Source organism: Pseudomonas sp. GD04019 (assembly GCF_029837695.1).
GTDB lineage: Bacteria > Pseudomonadota > Gammaproteobacteria > Pseudomonadales > Pseudomonadaceae > Aquipseudomonas.
Map to the genome: position 1 here is coordinate 24,263 of NZ_JAOEEA010000018.1, position 15,285 is coordinate 39,547.

Here is a 15,285-nt window from a genome sequence, read left to right on the forward strand (position 1 = left end):
GCCACCGCCATGCACCGCACTGTGAAAGAGGCCGCCCAGGTGCTGGGCATCACCGAGAACACACTGCGCGCCTTCCTGCGCGATAAGGGCCACCTGAACCGGGACGGCAGCCTGGCGGCCAAGCACATCGGCGGCGGCAACCTGTTCATGGACGCCCGCGTTACCCAGCCCAAGCACCTCGGCTACCGCAAGCACTACGCGGTGCTGAAGGTCACCGAGCACGGCATCGACTGGCTGGCCAAGCAGATGGGCATTGCCATCACGGAAGTACCACAGAAGGACACCGCAGCATGAACAGCAACCCCATCACCGACGCGGTCGGCGTGCTGAAGCTGACCGACATGCACTTCAACAACCCCACCGCCGTGGAAGCGACCACCGTGCGCGCAGCCGCCGCCGAGTGCATCCAGCGCCTGGAAGGCATCCCGGCCGCCGCCATTCAGTTGGCCGAGCTGTACACCGCCCTGGGCGCCATCATCCCCCGCGGCTGGCTGCCCTTCGTCACCCTCACCAACGACCCCGTGCGCCCACTCGGCGCCGTGATCACCGACGAAGCCGGCAACATCGCCAGCCACGCACGCGGCAAGACTGTCGACAGTCTCGTCGCGCTGTTGCGGCTCCGGCTACCAGCGGGGCGCGGGGAGGCAGCAGCGTGAGCAACACCCAGGAATTGCTGCAGGCCCGTTGGAAGGCCACCAGTCTCAGCCTGACCGAAGTGCGGCAGGCCTACTTCCCCCACCTCAAGACGGACAAGAGCCTGCGCGCCCTCATCAACAAGGGCGAGATCAAGCTGGCCACCTTCAAGGCGTACCCCTCCCGCGTGGCGCCGCTGCGGGTACGCATGGCCGACCTCGCCACCTACCTCGACACCCAGGCGCAGACCGCGGCCTAGCCGCCTGGGCACCCACACCACACGGAGGATTGGCAGCCATGTAACGGAACCGCATCACCTCACCCACATGGAAGCGCCCGCGGGGCGCTTCACCAGACTCTCACTGATTACGAGACACAGCACATGAGCAAACGCCCTTTCATGGACACCCTCCGCGAGATCGAGATGGGTGGCCTGCTGGACGAGCTGACCGACGCGCAGCACAACCTCATCGACCTAATTCGCCTTACCAACAAGGCAGGCGCGCTGACCATCACCCTCAACTACAAGCCCGAGGGCGCCGGCCAGATCACCGTCAAGGCCGAGGTTAAGGCCAAGGAACCGAAGCTGCCGCGCGGTAGCTCGCTGTTCTTCCTCACCCCCGAAGGCAACCTCAGCCGCCGCGATCCTCGCCAGCAGCAGATGGACTTGCGCCCTGTTGGCGGCGAAGAGGCCCCCGAGCAGCTGCGCCAAGTCAGCGAGTAACCACCTCTCACAACCGCTCACAGGAGCACAGCAATGAAAGAAGCTATCGACAAGCTGGTCGCCCTCGCCCAGGGCCTGGGCCGCCCGTTCAACGTGGAACAGATCAAGGCCCCGCTCGCGCTGGTCCCGGTCGATACCACGCTGAAAGTGCTCGAAGAGCACCTGCCGGCCCCCACCCGCACCAAGCAGCACCTCACCGTGCTGGATGCGAACACCTTCATCGAGTACGTGAAGCGCTTCGCCAACGCCGCCACCGTGGTGTTCTGCAACGGGCCGGAAGGCCGCACCTTCCGCGCCGTTTTCGACTACCACCAGCCCGACCAGCCGGCCTGGGGCTCGCACACTGCGTCCTATGCCTGCCCGCTCACCGTCGAGTGGGGCAACTGGAAAGCCTTCGACCGCAAGCGCCTGAGCCAGGCCGACTTCGCCGAGTTCATCGAAGACAACGTCAAGGATCTGGTCAGCCCCGATCAGGCGCCGGACGCACCGACCGCCGCGGATATGCTGGAGATCAGCCGCACCCTGCAGGCGCAGAAGAACATCACCTTCCGCCAGGGCACCCGCCTCGACAATGGCCAGGTGCAGCTGACCTACAACGAGGAGATCGACGGCCGCGCCGGTGAGACTGGCCAGCTGCGCATCCCTGAGCAGTTCTACATCGGCGTGAAGCCCTTCCTGGGCGGCGATGCCTTCCTGGTATCCGCTCGCTTCCGCTACCGCATTACCGAGGGCCGCCTGGTCATCTGGTACGAGCTGGTACGCCCGGACAAGGTGCTGGAAGAAGCCTACGGCGCCGTCCGCCAAAGCATCAGCGAAGGCATCGGCGAAGTGCCGATGTACGAAGCCACTCTCTAAACCCGTTGCAACACCCCGCCGCCGGACTCTCACAACCATTCCCGGCGGCGGGCTCTACGAGGACACAGCACATGCAAACCACTACGCTCACCCTGATCGTCGCCGGCCTGGTACTCTCCCTGATTGGCCTGGCCGTTTACTCCCGCCGCAGCGCCGAACGCGCCCGCGCCACCGGCTACAACCTCGGCTATGACGATGCCGAAAGCAGCAACGCCGACCTGGCCCAGTACCAGGCCGCCGAGATTCTGCGCCTGCAGAACCAGCTGGCCACCAACCGTGCCGAGCAGAGCCAGCAGGTCGACGCGATCATGCAGGACTGCGACGCCCGCATTGCCATCTATGCCGCCCGGGCGCTGTCGGCAGAGGACATCACCACCCTGCAGGTCGCCAACAAGCAGCTGGCCCTGGCCGCTGAGACCTACAGCAACTTCAAGCTGCTCGACCAGACCCGCTTCGCCGCCACCGTACACGGCCGCCTGGAGCAGCTGATCACCCGCCTGAAAGAAGCCCACGGCAGCAGCAACGCACTGGAACTGGCCGAGCAAGCACAGCCCAACGGCAAGAGCTGGCTGGTCTACGGCCCGGAAGGCTGCGGCAAAACCAAAAACGCCCGCGCAATCGCCAACGCTCTCGGCCTGACTGACATCCTCGACGACTGGCAGCCCGGCATGCAGGCACCCACCACCAAGACCCTGGTGCTGACCAACTCCACCGGCCCCTTCGAGCCGTTCTCGCGCCGCCTTCTCAGCTTCGAGCAAGCCATGAGTCTGCCCGCCGTGAAAGCCCAGATGGAGGCCGCAGCATGAAAACCCTTTGCATCTATCACGGCAACTGCGCCGATGGGTTCGGGGCGGCCTGGGTTGTACGCCACGCCCTCGGCGACAAGAACGTCGAGTTCTACCCTGCCGCCTACGGCAAACCAGCACCGGACGTTGCAGGCCGTTCCGTGATCATTGTGGATTTTTCGTACCCGCTCGAAACCCTGCAGCAGATGGTCGAGATCGGTACGTCCATCCTCGTGATTGACCACCACAAAACAGCGGCCGAGGCACTCGCGCAACTGCCTAAGGCCCCGAGTAGTTTCTTGCTCTGGATGGAATCTCACGACCAGCTTGCCGCGCACTTTGATATGAAACGCAGCGGCGCAGGCATGACCTGGGACTTCTTCTTCCCAGCCACTCCGCGCCCTGCCCTGATCAACCACATCGAAGACCGCGACCTCTGGCAGTTCAAGATGGAAGGCACCAGAGAAGTAATGGCGGCCGTATTCAGTTACCCCCAGGACTTTGCAACCTGGGATCGCCTGATGTTCGACGATATCGACCGGCTGTGGCTGGATGGCCTGGCGATTGATCGCAAGCAGCAGAAGGACATTGCCGATCTTGTTGGCAGCAACAGCCGCTTAATGGTGATTGGCGGCGTATCCGTCCCCGCCATCAACCTGCCACACACCATGGCCAGCGATGCCGGCCATATGTTGAGCCAAGGCCAACCGTTCGCAGCCATCTACTGGGACACCGCCGAAGCCCGCCAATTCTCATTGCGCAGCACCGATGAGGGGCTGGACGTGGGCGAAATCGCCAAGCAGTACGGCGGCGGTGGCCACCGCAACGCGGCCGGCTTCAAGGTGCCGGGCGATCACGAGCTGGTAACCGGCCATATTCCTGCTCAGCTCGAATCCACCATGGAATCCCCCGATCTGCGCGCAGCCCTGGCAGAAGTCACCGAGTGCCTGCGCCTGGCCCTCACTCAGGGCGAAGTGTCCGCATCGCGCGCCGGACGGGCGCTGCAGGCTGCCGGCGAACTGCTGGGCGAGAACCTAGATGGGGGTGAGGTATGAGCTGGATTCTCACCCGTAGCGGCCTGAAGTTCGACCTCGCCAACCCGACCGCATCCATGGTCGACCCAGCCGACATCGCGCACAGCCTGAGCATGCAGTGCCGCTTCAACGGGCACACCAATCGCTTCTACAGCGTGGCCCAGCACTGCTACCTGGTGGCTGATCTGGTACCAGCGGAGCACCAACTAGCCGCCCTGCTGCATGACGCCACCGAGGCCTACGTGGGCGACCTAGTACGCCCTCTCAAGGAAGGCATGCGCGACTTCGCCAACGGTATGGGGACGGAGTGCCTCTACGACCTAACCGAGCGCAGGGTCTGGATTGCCATCTGCCACCGCTTCGACCTCGACCCGCACCTGCCGGCCTGCGTGAAGCATGCCGACCTGGTGGCGCTGGCCACCGAGAAGCGCGACCTGATGCCCGAGCACCCGGAGCCCTGGCCCTGCCTCGATAGCATCCAGCCTCACGCCGGTTTCATCGACCCGTGGCAGCCCAGCTACGCAGCCATCCACTACCACCAGCGCCTGCTCCAACTGCTGGCCACCACGCATCGCGGGAGGGCTTTGGCATGAAAATGGCGAAACCATCGGCCCAGGACATCGAGGCCGCCGAGGAGCTGCTGAATATCCTGCAACTGATCGACGCCCGCTTCGGCGGGCCATGGTCCAACCCGGACGCCGGTAACAGTCTCAGCGAACTGCTGCAGGACGGCGAGGAAGAGTTCGACTGCGACAACACCCTGCACCTGCAGACCCTCTACAACAACCTGGCACGCCTGCTGCGCACAGCCCCAGCCTTCTATGGCCGGGTGATCAGCGGCATGTGCCACGTGATCATGTACGAGAAGAACGAGATCATCGACCCGGACTCGGACTGCATCGACCTGCACCCGCGCTTCGCTGAATGCGCGAAGAACGCCAACCGCTACCTCTGGCTGCGCGCCCGCGATCTGGACACCATCACCTGCGGGGGTGTGTTCGCGGGCCTCACCCCGGACAACCTGGTGCTCAATGGCGAGGATCTGGACGCGGCTGTCGACGCTGCCCTGGCTGCTCAGCAGCCGAGCGAGGGGGACGCATGAGCAGCCTTTACCGCATCCACCCGCAGCCCAGCTTCAACTTCGGCGGCCTGGTGATCGACAACTTCGCCGGCGGCGGCGGCGCCTCCACTGGCATCGAAATGGCCCTCGGACGGCCGGTTGATATCGCCATCAACCACGACCCCGAAGCCATCGCCATGCACGAGATCAACCACCCGCACACCAAGCACTACTGCGAGAGCGTGTGGGAGGTAGACCCGCGCAAGATCACCGGAGGCCGACCCGTCGACCTCTGCTGGTTCAGCCCAGACTGCAAGCACTTCAGCAAGGCCAAGGGCGGCAAGCCGGTGAGGAAGGAGATTCGCGGCCTGGCCTGGGTCGCCATCCGCTACGCCGCCACCGTGCGCCCGCGCGTGATCATGCTGGAGAACGTCGAGGAGTTCGTCACCTGGGGCCCGCTGGCCGATGGCCGCCCCTGCCCGAAGAACAAGGGCCGGACCTTCAACAGCTTCGTCAACGCGCTGCGCCGCCACGGCTACCAGGTGGAGTGGCGCGAGCTGCGCGCCAACCAGTACGGCGCAGCCACCATCCGCAAGCGCCTGTTCCTCATCGCACGCTGTGACGGCCAGCCCATTGTCTGGCCGAGCCCGTCGCACCTGGCGGCCAGCAGCGCCGAGGTGAAGGCCAAGCAGGCCCAGCCGCAGCACCTGGCAGCGGACATCATCGACTGGTCCCTGCCCTGCCCGTCGATCTTCAATCGCAAGCGCCCGCTGGCCGAGGCCACCATGCGCCGCATTGCCCGGGGCATTCAGCGCTATGTGATCGAGTCGGCCGAACCGTTCATTGTCAGCTACTACGGCACGAAGAACGGGAAGGACCTGCGCAGCCTTTCGGTGGACCAGCCACTGCGCACGCAGACTACAGAGAACCGCTTTGCCGTGGTCGCCCCAGTCATTACCAAGTTCCGCACCAACGACCGCGGCACCTCCGTTGAGGAGCCACTGCCGACCGTAACGGCAAACAGCTACATCAAGCGCCCTGGTGGAGCTGCACCGATCGGCCTCGTAGCGGCCTTCCTCGCCAAGCACTACGGCGGCAACTACAAAGGCCCAGGCGCCCCAATGACGGACCCGGCGCCGACCGTGACCACCGTCGACCACAACGCCCTGGTGACCAGTCACCTGCTCAAGCTGCGCAACAACTGCGACGGCCAGGATATGCGCGAGCCAATGCACACCCTCACCACGGGCGGCCACTTCGGCGAGGTGCGTGCCTTCCTGCTCAAGTATTACGAGCACGGCTGCGGCCAGTCGCTGGACGATCCGCTGCACACCATCACCACCAAGGACCGCCTCGGGCTGGTCATGGTCAAGGGCGAACCCTACCAGATCGTGGATATCGGCATGCGCATGCTGGAACCGCATGAGCTCTATGCGGCCCAGGGCTTCCCAGCCGACTACATCCACGACCGCACCCTGACCAACCCGAAGCTCTCCAAGTCGAGCCAGGTACGCATGTGCGGCAACAGCGTCTGCCCACCGGTGGCCGCGGCGCTGGTCCGCGCCAACTTGGTCGAGCAGCAGCAAAGCGAGGTGGCGGCATGAACCTCAAGCCCGAGCTCGGCCAGTTCTTCACCCCCACCTGGGCTGCCGAACTGCTGGTTGCCCGCCACTTCTCAGACCTGCGCCAAGGTGACACCGTGCTCGAGCCCGCTTGTGGCGACGGCCGGTTCCTGATGGCGATCCCTCCAGATGTTGACGCCTACGGGGTGGAGATCGACCCGGAAATGGCTACGGCTGCCCGGGCCAATTCAGGCCGAGACGTGATCGTGGGTGACTTCCTCCAGGCACAGCTACCGCGTCGCCCTTCGGTTGTGATCGGCAACCCGCCCTATCAGTCGGATCTGATCGATGGTTTCCTGGCCCGCTGCTACGAGCTGCTGGAATACGACGGCCGCGTTGGTTTCCTCCTGCCGGTCTACTACCTGCAGACCGCCAGCAAGGTGGTGGCGCTCTCCCGCCGCTATTCCATTGCCCAGGAGCTGCTGCCCAAGAACCTGTTCGAGAACCTGAGCAAGCCACTGATGTGGTGCACCTTCACCAAGGCGCGCCGCACTGTACTGTCAGGCTTTTTCCTTTATGCCGAGGCACACGCCCTAGCTGATATGCACAAGGACATCCGTGCCCTGATGGTCGGCAACCAAGCACGCGCCAACTGCTGGCGCGATGCGGTACGGCTGGCGCTAGAGGCTTGCGGCGGCCGAGCAACCCTCACCCAGCTCTACGCCTGCATTGAGGGGAACCGCCCCAGCGAGAACCCATGGTGGAGGGAGAAGGTTCGGCAGATCGCCGGCCAGCACTTTCAGCGAATCAAGCCCGGCGAGTTCGCCCTGCATCAGGAGACGGCAGCATGACCCCAGCCAAACAACAGGCCGCCCTTCAGGGCTGCACCGCGGTTGCTCGGAAGGTCTACGAGGCCACCCCGATCCAAGAGGCTTGGCAGCCAATTCAGATCAAGAACGCCCTGGCCGCCAGCACCCGCAGCAGCACCGACCTGCACGTAGTGCGCGGGTGCATCAAGGCATTGAAAGAAGCCGGCCTAGTGCGCGAGCGCCCGAGCGGGCACTTCCAACGCATCGAAGTCCGCGAGCCCACCACTAATCCTCAGGAGCCAAACATGGGCGCCACCACCAGCGCACCCGCCAAAGCGGCGGCCAAGTCCCCAGTGGAGCTGCTGGCCGACCTGGCGCACCAAACAGCCGCCACCGGCCGGCAACTGCTGCACCTCTCCCGCCAGATCGAGGAGGCCGCTCTGGTGGTGGCCCAAGAGCAGGAGTCCACCGCCACGAAACTACAGGGTCTCAACCAGCTGCAGACACTGCTGAAGAGCCTGTCGCAGGAGGTGCCGGCATGAAGAAGCGCAAGCCCAACAGCGCCCACGCCCGCATGGTGCGCTACAGCCGCGCAATGCTGCGCAGCAATCACGTGGCGGTGATCGATCTGGAGGCCAGCAACCTCCACACGCTGATCAACTGGAAGAACGGCTCTCTCATCACCAGCAATGCCCGCAAGGCCTTGGTGGATGCCGTGTGCGATCTCCCCCACCAGTGGAGCATCTACATCGCCGGCATCTGCCGGAAACAGTGCGGCGAGCGCTACCTCAAGAGCATCGAAGTGGCACTGCAGAACGGCTACCTGGCGAAGCACCTTGGCGACGTAATCCAAGCCTACAGCGAACCGCTCCGCGCGAACTGCCCACCGCACCACCTGATTGGCATGGCGTGGATCGCCACGCCCTATGACGTCACCATCGAGGAGGCCCACGCCTACGACATCTTCGAATCACTCGGCGCCTGGTCGGCCCTGGAGGCAGCATGAAGGACTCCGTACCCAACCCGCAGCTGCAAGCCTCCCGCATCAGCGCGACCATCAGCACCGGCTTCAACGTGACCACCGCGGACGGCAAGCCGGCCCGCATGGCCATCGTGGACGAAGCCGGCAACATCATCGAAGCCGGCCCGGCCGTGGCCTGGGCTGCGTGGCGAGTGTGCATTGAGGCTCAGGAGAATTTCTGGCAGGGCGAGGGGCACCTAGTAGTTCATTCAGCGCCACCTACAACTCACCAGCACAAGAATGCCGCATAAACAAAAGGCGCCGATATTGGCGCCTTTTATTTATTCTGCCGTAGCCTTCGTGAACAGCCGATGTATGTAGCGAACTCGACCTCGGTCGGTGTTGTTCTTCAATGCACTCTTAATGACCCTTCTGTCCGCGGCAGCAAGGTCACCCAATGCAGCCATCAGTATCCTGCTGGCGTCTGGATTTTTCGCACCACCCTTAACCACTTGCCAGTAAAGATGCCTGACAAGCGCGGGGTCGTTATCTCCCAAATTAACCGCTGGCGACTTGACCCGGTCTTCTTCACTGCGGATAGAGAACTTTGGCACTTCCAATACTTCAACCTGAGTCGTTTTGTTCTCAGTCAAAGAAGAGACTGTCAACGCATCGACCACGTCTGCAGGATCCTCACTTGCTTTCGCAGTAATCTTCGCCTGCTCTTCAATCTCTGAGCGTAGAGCCGCCACCATCCGTTGCTGAGCTAGCACAGACTCGCGGAGAGTTTTCACCGAATAAAGGAGCGCGATGATTCCGCCAACAACAGGAACAGCCGAGAGAAACGGGAGTAGCTCATTCATTGAGGAGCCCTCAAGGTGAAATCTGTGTACGGCTTCAAGTCAACAACATGGAGCTTGAACTTCAAGACAATATTGGACAGCAACAAGAAACAAAGCGCCCATAGAGCATTGAAATTACCTACATCGTCTTTCTGACCATCAATAAGAAAACCAAACATGGCCGTATAGAAGAAACACATCAGAATCGACAAAGAAAATATCACCGTGCTTCTCGATGCTACGCCTGTCGTGACTGAGTAAATGCTGGCGGCGAGAACCATATTGGAATCACTCACGCCACCAGTAATTGCATACTCAACAATCAACGGGGCCAACGGCAGACAGAGATTGAAGGCTACGCTAACGAGCCAATTGCCTACCCCGTCTGCTCTAGCAAGCCAACCACTCTTCTTTGCAACGGCTGCCGGCGCTACCGGATTCAGTACGTCACTCACTCATCCATCCTTCTATCGACACTACTTTCCCAAGCACCTGTGCGCCGATTGACCCTCAACCAGCGCCGTTGGCCTGAGCGCGATATAAGCAGCATATCAAGGTGCCCGCCGTTTTCACTAGGCACCAATCCCCTCATATACACCACCACCTTACTGAAGGTATCGAGCACCAACTGCCGCAGCTGCTCCCGCGCAGGGCTGTAGATGTCCTGGGCCCCTGCGGCCAGAGCCTGCCATTGCTCGGCTGCAGCGGGCGTCTGCCCCTTTGACTGGATGGCCTGTTGCCGCTCCAGCTGCTCCCCTTCAACCTGAAGCTGCTGCAGCTCGGCCTCCAGCTCGCGCGCCTTGCGCACAAACGCCAACGGTGCCGGGCCCTGATCATCCGCCAGCAGCGCCTCGGTGATTCTGGCCAACTGTCGCTCCACCTCCCCGCACTTTCGGCGGGTCCCTTGTAGACGCTGCCGCAACCCATGCCCATCGTCAGAAGGCTCGGCCAAGCGAGACAGGTTCATCTGATCCGAGCAGTAGGAAGGAATCGCCTTCTCCACCGGAACCACACTGCAGCTGGCCGACTTGCAGCCAGAGCTCTTACTGTAGGAAGTGCAGTGCAGCCGACGATGCCCATCGTTAAGGGTGCCGTCTTCTTTGGCACGGCTCACCAGGTTCTGAGCGACCACCGCAGTACCGCAGTATCCGCACCAGGTGATGCCGATGCCGGTGACGATCCCAACAATGTCACTGGCACCCCGCCGACCGTGCCGCGTTTCGGTGGACGCCTGCAGGTCATCAAACTCCTCATCACTGAGCACGCGCGGGTAGTAACCCTCCAGCAGATAATCCTCACCGTCGACACTGATTCGCTTTGCCCCACGCAGGGCCGGCAGCTTGATCAGGCGGTAGATCTGCTGGCCAGCCAGCCCCCAGTCACTCAGGGTGTACCCCTGCTCGGCCATCTTACGTACAGCCCTGGTAGCCCCCTCACCCTGTTTGTACAGCTTCAGCGCATACCGAACCGCCTCCACTCGCTCAGGGATCAGTTGCCACGCTTCGCCGTCCCAGCGCAGCCACTGCGGGTCTTTCCCGTTTCGGATCAGGCCTCGATAGGTGCCAGCCTTCCAGCCTTCGCACTGCCGCCTGATCGCTGCCTTGACCCGCTTGCTCTTCGTATCCGATTCCTCGTGCGCGCGGATCATCACCAATAGCGAGTACACCAAGTCCATCGGCTGGGCTTTCAAGCCCGCGCGGTTGTATTCACGGCCATCGCTGGCGGTCACCACCGTGATTCCTGCATTGATGATCTGCGCCAACTGCGCCTGGGCTTGTATGGGCTCAGCCCGGCTCAAGCGGTCGAGCCCCTCAACGATCAGCACCGAACCTTCCGGTATCCGCCCCTCATCCACCGCCTTCAGGAAAGCACCGAGCGCACCCTGCTTGACGTGCAACTGGTGGTAGGCAGACAAGCCCTCGTCCCGAAGCGACAAGCTCTCATCGAGCAGCAGCCCCCGCTCAGCCGCCCAGCGCTGGGCGTATTGAAGCTGACGATCGGCACTGCTCCCCGTCGCCTGCCGAGGATCGGAAAACCGCAGATAGCTGTATACTCTCGCGTTTATTTTTGGCACCCGTGATCCGCCCATGACAACGAATGTAGAAAAGAAAGCGCCTAGTGTAGGGTTTATTTCCTTAGGGTGCCCCAAGGCCACCGTCGACTCCGAACGCATCCTCACCCAGTTGCGCATGGAAGGGTACGAGATCGTCCCGACCTACCAGGATGCCGACGTCGTGGTGGTCAACACCTGCGGCTTCATCGACAGCGCCAAGGCCGAGTCGCTGGACACCATCGGCGAAGCCATCGCCGAGAACGGCAAGGTGATCGTCACCGGCTGCATGGGCGTGTCCGAGAACGCCATCCGCGACGTGCACCCGAGCGTGCTGGCCGTCACCGGCCCGCAGCAGTACGAGCAGGTGGTCAACGCCGTGCACGAGGTGATCCCGCCCAAGGCCGATCACAACCCCTACGTCGACCTGGTGCCGCCGCAGGGCATCAAGCTGACCCCGCGCCACTACGCCTACCTGAAGATTTCCGAGGGCTGCAACCACAGCTGCGCCTTCTGCATCATCCCGTCCATGCGCGGCAAGCTGGTCAGCCGTCCGGTGGGTGACGTGCTGTCCGAGGCCCAGCGCTTGGTCAAGGCTGGCGTCAAAGAGCTGCTGGTGATCAGCCAGGACACCAGCGCCTACGGCGTCGACCTCAAGTACAAGACCGACTTCTGGGAAGGCCAGCCGGTCAAGACCCGTATGAAGGAGCTGTGCGAAGCGCTCTCCAGCATGGGCGTGTGGGTGCGCCTGCACTACGTCTACCCGTACCCGAACGTGGACGACGTGATCCCGCTGATGGCTGCCGGCAAGCTACTGCCGTACCTGGACATCCCGTTCCAGCACGCCAGCCCGAAAGTGCTCAAGTCCATGAAGCGCCCCGCCTTCGAAGACAAGACCCTGGCCCGCATCAAGTCCTGGCGCGAGATCTGCCCGGAACTGACCATCCGCTCCACCTTCATCGTCGGCTTCCCCGGCGAGACCGAGGAAGACTTCCAGTACCTGCTGGACTGGCTGACCGAAGCCCAGCTCGACCGCGTCGGCTGCTTCCAGTACAGCCCGGTGGATGGCGCCCCGGCCAACGACCTGGGCCTGGAGCCAGTGCCGGACGATGTGAAGCAGGACCGCTGGGACCGCTTCATGGCCCATCAGCAAGCCATTAGCGCCGCGCGCCTGCAGCGCAAGGTCGGCACCGAGATCGAAGTGCTGATCGACGAAGTCGACCACGAAGGCGCCGTCGCCCGTTCCTGGGCCGATGCCCCGGAGATCGATGGCAGCGTGTTCATCGACAGCACCACCGTGCAGCCGGGCGACAAGGTCCGCGTGCGCATCGTCGATGCCGACGAGTACGACCTCTGGGCCGAGCTGGTCTGATCGCCACGTACCAATAAAAAAGCCCCGCCGATGCGGGGCTTTTTTATGCATGCTCGCGAATCAGGCTCGATCCAGCGGACTGAGCACACACAGGCCGCCGCGATTGAGTACATGAGTGTAGATCTGTGTGGTCTTCACATCGGAGTGGCCGAGCAACTCCTGCACGGTCCGGATGTCCTGCCCGCTCTCCAGCAGATGCGTGGCGAAGGAATGCCGCAATGTATGCGGCGTGGCCAGCTTGTCGATGCCGGCTGCCTTCAGCGCCGACTTGAAAGCGCGCTGGATACGCTTTTCATCGAAGTGATGGCGGCGCACCTTGCCGCTACGCGGATCACGGGAGAGCGATGCGGCCGGAAATACATACTGCCAAGCCCACTCCCAAGGCGCCTTGGGATACTTGCGCTCCAGAGCATCGGGTAGATAGACATCCCCTCTCCCCGCCTGCAACTCCGCCTCGTGCTTCGCTCTCACCACCGCCAAATGCTTTTTCAGCGGCACCTCCAGCCGGCGCGGCAAGACCGTGACCCGGTCCTTCATACCCTTGCCATCACGCACCAGGATTTCGCCACGGGCAAAATCCACATCCTTGACGCGCAACCGCGCCACCTCCATCAAACGCATCCCCGCGCCATACAGCAAACTGGCCATCAGCCAGATATCGCCACTCAACTGCCCCAGCAGGTGCTGTACCTCCTCAACACTCAACACCACCGGCAGACGCGCCGGCCTCTTGGCCCGCACGACATCCCCGAGCCAAGGCAACTCCACCTGCAGAACCTTCTTATAGAGAAACAACAACGCCGCGAGCGCCTGGTTCTGCGTCGAGGCCGAGACATTCCTGCGCACGGCAAGATCGGAAAGAAACGCCTCGACTTCTGCCGCCGCCATATCGGCAGGGTGTCGATAGTTGTGAAAACGGATAAAACGCCGAACCCACTCGCAATAGACGCGCTCAGTGCGAATCGAGTAGTGTCGAAGACGAATCTGCTCGCGCATCTGATCGAGCAAACGGGGCTTGCCATCCATGGTGTATAACTCCTTGTCTGGTCGTCCTGACCGTTGAGAGCCTCAGACTAGATAGGGATATGCAAGATGACAAGGAAGGTTATCCACCATCTCAGCCGACTGGTTACCCACCAGTTGGTGTCTATTTGTAGTTAGGCCACGTCTTCTGAATCATTCAATCATGCGAGAGGCCAATCAATCCGGGATGTTTGGGCTGCCTGTCCTGCGGCAGTCAGCGAACCGCCAAGCTGCGCGGCCGCCCATTGGCGCACGCCATCGCTCTGGAAGTGGTAACGCCATCACCGAGCTTGGGCACCACTCGCAGGTTCATCGCCAAACATCTGCCCGCACTGTTCTGCCAGGCTTGTTCAATTCGCTGCACGGCGTGTCTGCGGCCAGCCTAACCAGTTGGTCAAGCGGACGCCCACAAGCTCCGCTTGTGGGTGCCTTCCGTGCTTCGCACTCCAGCGCCGCTTACCGTGAGCGTTAGGCTTTTCGCAAACACCACTTCTGCTAGCTATCAAGCTTACGAAACCATGCCCTTCGATCTAGCTGAAAAATTCGTCGTCGCCGCAGAACACGCACTTGGCGCAGCGCTGCCGGATGAATACAAAGCGGCAATGCAATTGAGCAATGGGGGTGAATTGGAGGCCAACGGCGACGAATGGGCCCTGCACCCCATCGCCGATACATCAGACAGGAAGCGCTTAGCCCGCACATCGAATCACATCCTTGCTGAATCGCGGGCATGCCAAGGCTGGCGAGGATTTCCAGAGAACGCACTTGCTATAGCGAGCAACAGCGCTGGCGACCGACTTATCTTCCTTAAAAAGGGGGCAGCCTTCGATGCTACTGTCTACGCATGGTCACATGAAACCGGCGAGCTTGAAGTAGCGGCCGAAAGCTTCAAGAAACTACGTTCAGCTTGAGCCCAAGTGGCAATCGGAATGGGAATGCCATGAGTAGATCAACCGCTTTAGCACCTGTCACTAGCCTAACTAGTTGTTCAACAGGACGTCTACCAGCTTCACTGGTAGCCGCCTGTTAACGCGGGCGTTAGGCAACCCATGAGCTCAAGAACCAAAATAGCCCTCGCTATAACTCTTGTTCTTTACGCTGTTACAGGAGTCGCAGCGTGGAGCAAAGAAGCCAAATTAATGGCTTACAAAGCCCAAGAGGGTTACGACCAGGCCCAAAAGCTTCAGAAGAAACTTGAGTTTGAATGCACAGCAAAAGGTCTTAGAAATTCCTGCGCATTTAATATTTCATATGCAGCCGGCCCAAACTGGACAGTCAAAGTTCTTCCTATACTGCCAGGAGTTGCATTAATAAACTCAGCCTATTATGTTGGCCCCAAATGGGCCGAAGGCTCAACTCGCATAGAGCTATGGTATGGTTTCGGCTCAATTACTCTCCAAGAACTCGGAACATGGGTATCCTGAATTGCCGTGCCGCCTAACAATACGTATATGGACTCTCCCCACAAGTAGTGGGCAAAGCTTTTGATCTGCGCTGCCGTCGGTGCGGTTGCATGCGTATATCCGGCCTTTCACGGGCTCTCGGCCCTGGCCATTCTGTAGTTCGCGCAGCGGG

General features: G+C 61.8%; 21 protein-coding genes. 17 read left to right on the top strand and 4 right to left on the bottom strand.

All coding sequences use genetic code 11. From position 1 onward, the window contains the following. The first annotated feature begins 9 nt into the window (after window positions 1–9). From N7607_RS22320 to N7607_RS22385, 14 genes are all read left to right on the top strand, one after another. The gene (locus tag N7607_RS22320; RefSeq protein ID WP_279869154.1) at window positions 10–294 is read left to right on the top strand and encodes a phage antirepressor KilAC domain-containing protein; all 285 of its coding nucleotides are present in this window, start codon (window positions 10–12) and stop codon (window positions 292–294) included. Beyond that, complete coding sequence (locus N7607_RS22325; RefSeq protein ID WP_279869156.1) at window positions 291–656, top strand: hypothetical protein; 366 nt, start codon at window positions 291–293, stop codon at window positions 654–656. Before N7607_RS22320 ends, N7607_RS22325 begins: the two co-directional genes overlap by 4 nt. After that, the gene (locus N7607_RS22330; protein WP_279869157.1) at window positions 653–892 is read left to right on the top strand and encodes a pyocin activator PrtN family protein; all 240 of its coding nucleotides are present in this window, start codon (window positions 653–655) and stop codon (window positions 890–892) included. Before N7607_RS22325 ends, N7607_RS22330 begins: the two co-directional genes overlap by 4 nt. Window positions 893–1,015: 123 nt before the next feature. Beyond that, window positions 1,016–1,357, top strand: coding sequence for a hypothetical protein (locus N7607_RS22335; RefSeq protein ID WP_279869158.1), 342 nt, complete (start codon window positions 1,016–1,018; stop codon window positions 1,355–1,357). Between the two features lie 33 nt (window positions 1,358–1,390). Continuing rightward, window positions 1,391–2,212 (top strand): DUF2303 family protein, encoded by an 822-nt coding sequence (locus N7607_RS22340; RefSeq protein WP_279869160.1) that lies wholly within the window; start codon window positions 1,391–1,393, stop codon window positions 2,210–2,212. 71 nt (window positions 2,213–2,283) lie between these two features. Continuing rightward, a complete protein-coding gene (locus N7607_RS22345) occupies window positions 2,284–3,018 on the top strand; it encodes a hypothetical protein (protein WP_279869162.1) in 735 nt (244 codons plus the stop codon). Then, on the top strand, window positions 3,015–4,052 hold the full coding sequence (locus tag N7607_RS22350) for a DHHA1 domain-containing protein (RefSeq protein ID WP_279869163.1): 1,038 nt from the start codon (window positions 3,015–3,017) through the stop codon (window positions 4,050–4,052). The genes N7607_RS22345 and N7607_RS22350 overlap by 4 nt, the downstream gene beginning before the upstream one ends. After that, the gene (locus N7607_RS22355) at window positions 4,049–4,624 is read left to right on the top strand and encodes a phosphohydrolase (protein ID WP_279869165.1); all 576 of its coding nucleotides are present in this window, start codon (window positions 4,049–4,051) and stop codon (window positions 4,622–4,624) included. The genes N7607_RS22350 and N7607_RS22355 overlap by 4 nt, the downstream gene beginning before the upstream one ends. Next, window positions 4,621–5,133 (top strand): hypothetical protein, encoded by a 513-nt coding sequence (locus N7607_RS22360; protein WP_279869167.1) that lies wholly within the window; start codon window positions 4,621–4,623, stop codon window positions 5,131–5,133. Before N7607_RS22355 ends, N7607_RS22360 begins: the two co-directional genes overlap by 4 nt. Continuing rightward, complete coding sequence (locus N7607_RS22365) at window positions 5,130–6,695, top strand: DNA cytosine methyltransferase (RefSeq protein ID WP_279869168.1); 1,566 nt, start codon at window positions 5,130–5,132, stop codon at window positions 6,693–6,695. Before N7607_RS22360 ends, N7607_RS22365 begins: the two co-directional genes overlap by 4 nt. After that, window positions 6,692–7,504 carry a class I SAM-dependent methyltransferase gene (locus tag N7607_RS22370; RefSeq protein WP_279869170.1) on the top strand — a complete coding sequence of 271 codons (813 nt, stop codon included), beginning with the start codon at window positions 6,692–6,694 and terminating at the stop codon, window positions 7,502–7,504. The genes N7607_RS22365 and N7607_RS22370 overlap by 4 nt, the downstream gene beginning before the upstream one ends. After that, the gene (locus tag N7607_RS22375) at window positions 7,501–8,004 is read left to right on the top strand and encodes a hypothetical protein (protein ID WP_279869172.1); all 504 of its coding nucleotides are present in this window, start codon (window positions 7,501–7,503) and stop codon (window positions 8,002–8,004) included. Before N7607_RS22370 ends, N7607_RS22375 begins: the two co-directional genes overlap by 4 nt. Continuing rightward, window positions 8,001–8,468 (top strand): hypothetical protein, encoded by a 468-nt coding sequence (locus N7607_RS22380; RefSeq protein ID WP_279869173.1) that lies wholly within the window; start codon window positions 8,001–8,003, stop codon window positions 8,466–8,468. The genes N7607_RS22375 and N7607_RS22380 overlap by 4 nt, the downstream gene beginning before the upstream one ends. Next, the gene (locus N7607_RS22385; RefSeq protein WP_279869174.1) at window positions 8,465–8,734 is read left to right on the top strand and encodes a hypothetical protein; all 270 of its coding nucleotides are present in this window, start codon (window positions 8,465–8,467) and stop codon (window positions 8,732–8,734) included. Before N7607_RS22380 ends, N7607_RS22385 begins: the two co-directional genes overlap by 4 nt. Window positions 8,735–8,764: 30 nt before the next feature. Here N7607_RS22385 and N7607_RS22390 read toward each other — a convergent pair whose 3' ends face one another. From N7607_RS22390 to N7607_RS22400, 3 genes are read right to left on the bottom strand one after another with little or no spacing between them, the layout of a single operon-like run. Beyond that, window positions 8,765–9,286, bottom strand: coding sequence for a hypothetical protein (locus N7607_RS22390; RefSeq protein ID WP_279869175.1), 522 nt, complete (start codon window positions 9,284–9,286; stop codon window positions 8,765–8,767). Next, window positions 9,283–9,720, bottom strand: a complete 438-nt coding sequence (locus N7607_RS22395; RefSeq protein ID WP_279869176.1) for a hypothetical protein — start codon at window positions 9,718–9,720, stop codon at window positions 9,283–9,285. The genes N7607_RS22390 and N7607_RS22395 overlap by 4 nt, the downstream gene beginning before the upstream one ends. After that, a complete protein-coding gene (locus tag N7607_RS22400) occupies window positions 9,717–11,456 on the bottom strand; it encodes a recombinase family protein (protein ID WP_347881179.1) in 1,740 nt (579 codons plus the stop codon). Before N7607_RS22400 ends, N7607_RS22395 begins: the two co-directional genes overlap by 4 nt. On the opposite strand from N7607_RS22400, the gene rimO reads away from it, so the two are divergent. Beyond that, complete coding sequence (gene rimO, locus N7607_RS22405) at window positions 11,353–12,687, top strand: 30S ribosomal protein S12 methylthiotransferase RimO (RefSeq protein WP_279869178.1); 1,335 nt, start codon at window positions 11,353–11,355, stop codon at window positions 12,685–12,687. The two genes, N7607_RS22400 and rimO, sit on opposite strands and share 104 nt — an antisense overlap. Window positions 12,688–12,747: 60 nt before the next feature. Here rimO and N7607_RS22410 read toward each other — a convergent pair whose 3' ends face one another. Next, window positions 12,748–13,713 (bottom strand): integron integrase, encoded by a 966-nt coding sequence (locus tag N7607_RS22410; protein WP_279869179.1) that lies wholly within the window; start codon window positions 13,711–13,713, stop codon window positions 12,748–12,750. A gap of 515 nt (window positions 13,714–14,228) precedes the next feature. Between N7607_RS22410 and N7607_RS22415 the strand changes: the two genes are divergently transcribed. Next, on the top strand, window positions 14,229–14,621 hold the full coding sequence (locus N7607_RS22415; RefSeq protein WP_279869180.1) for an SMI1/KNR4 family protein: 393 nt from the start codon (window positions 14,229–14,231) through the stop codon (window positions 14,619–14,621). A gap of 138 nt (window positions 14,622–14,759) precedes the next feature. After that, complete coding sequence (locus N7607_RS22420) at window positions 14,760–15,134, top strand: hypothetical protein (protein WP_279869181.1); 375 nt, start codon at window positions 14,760–14,762, stop codon at window positions 15,132–15,134. Window positions 15,135–15,285: the final 151 nt, after the last annotated feature.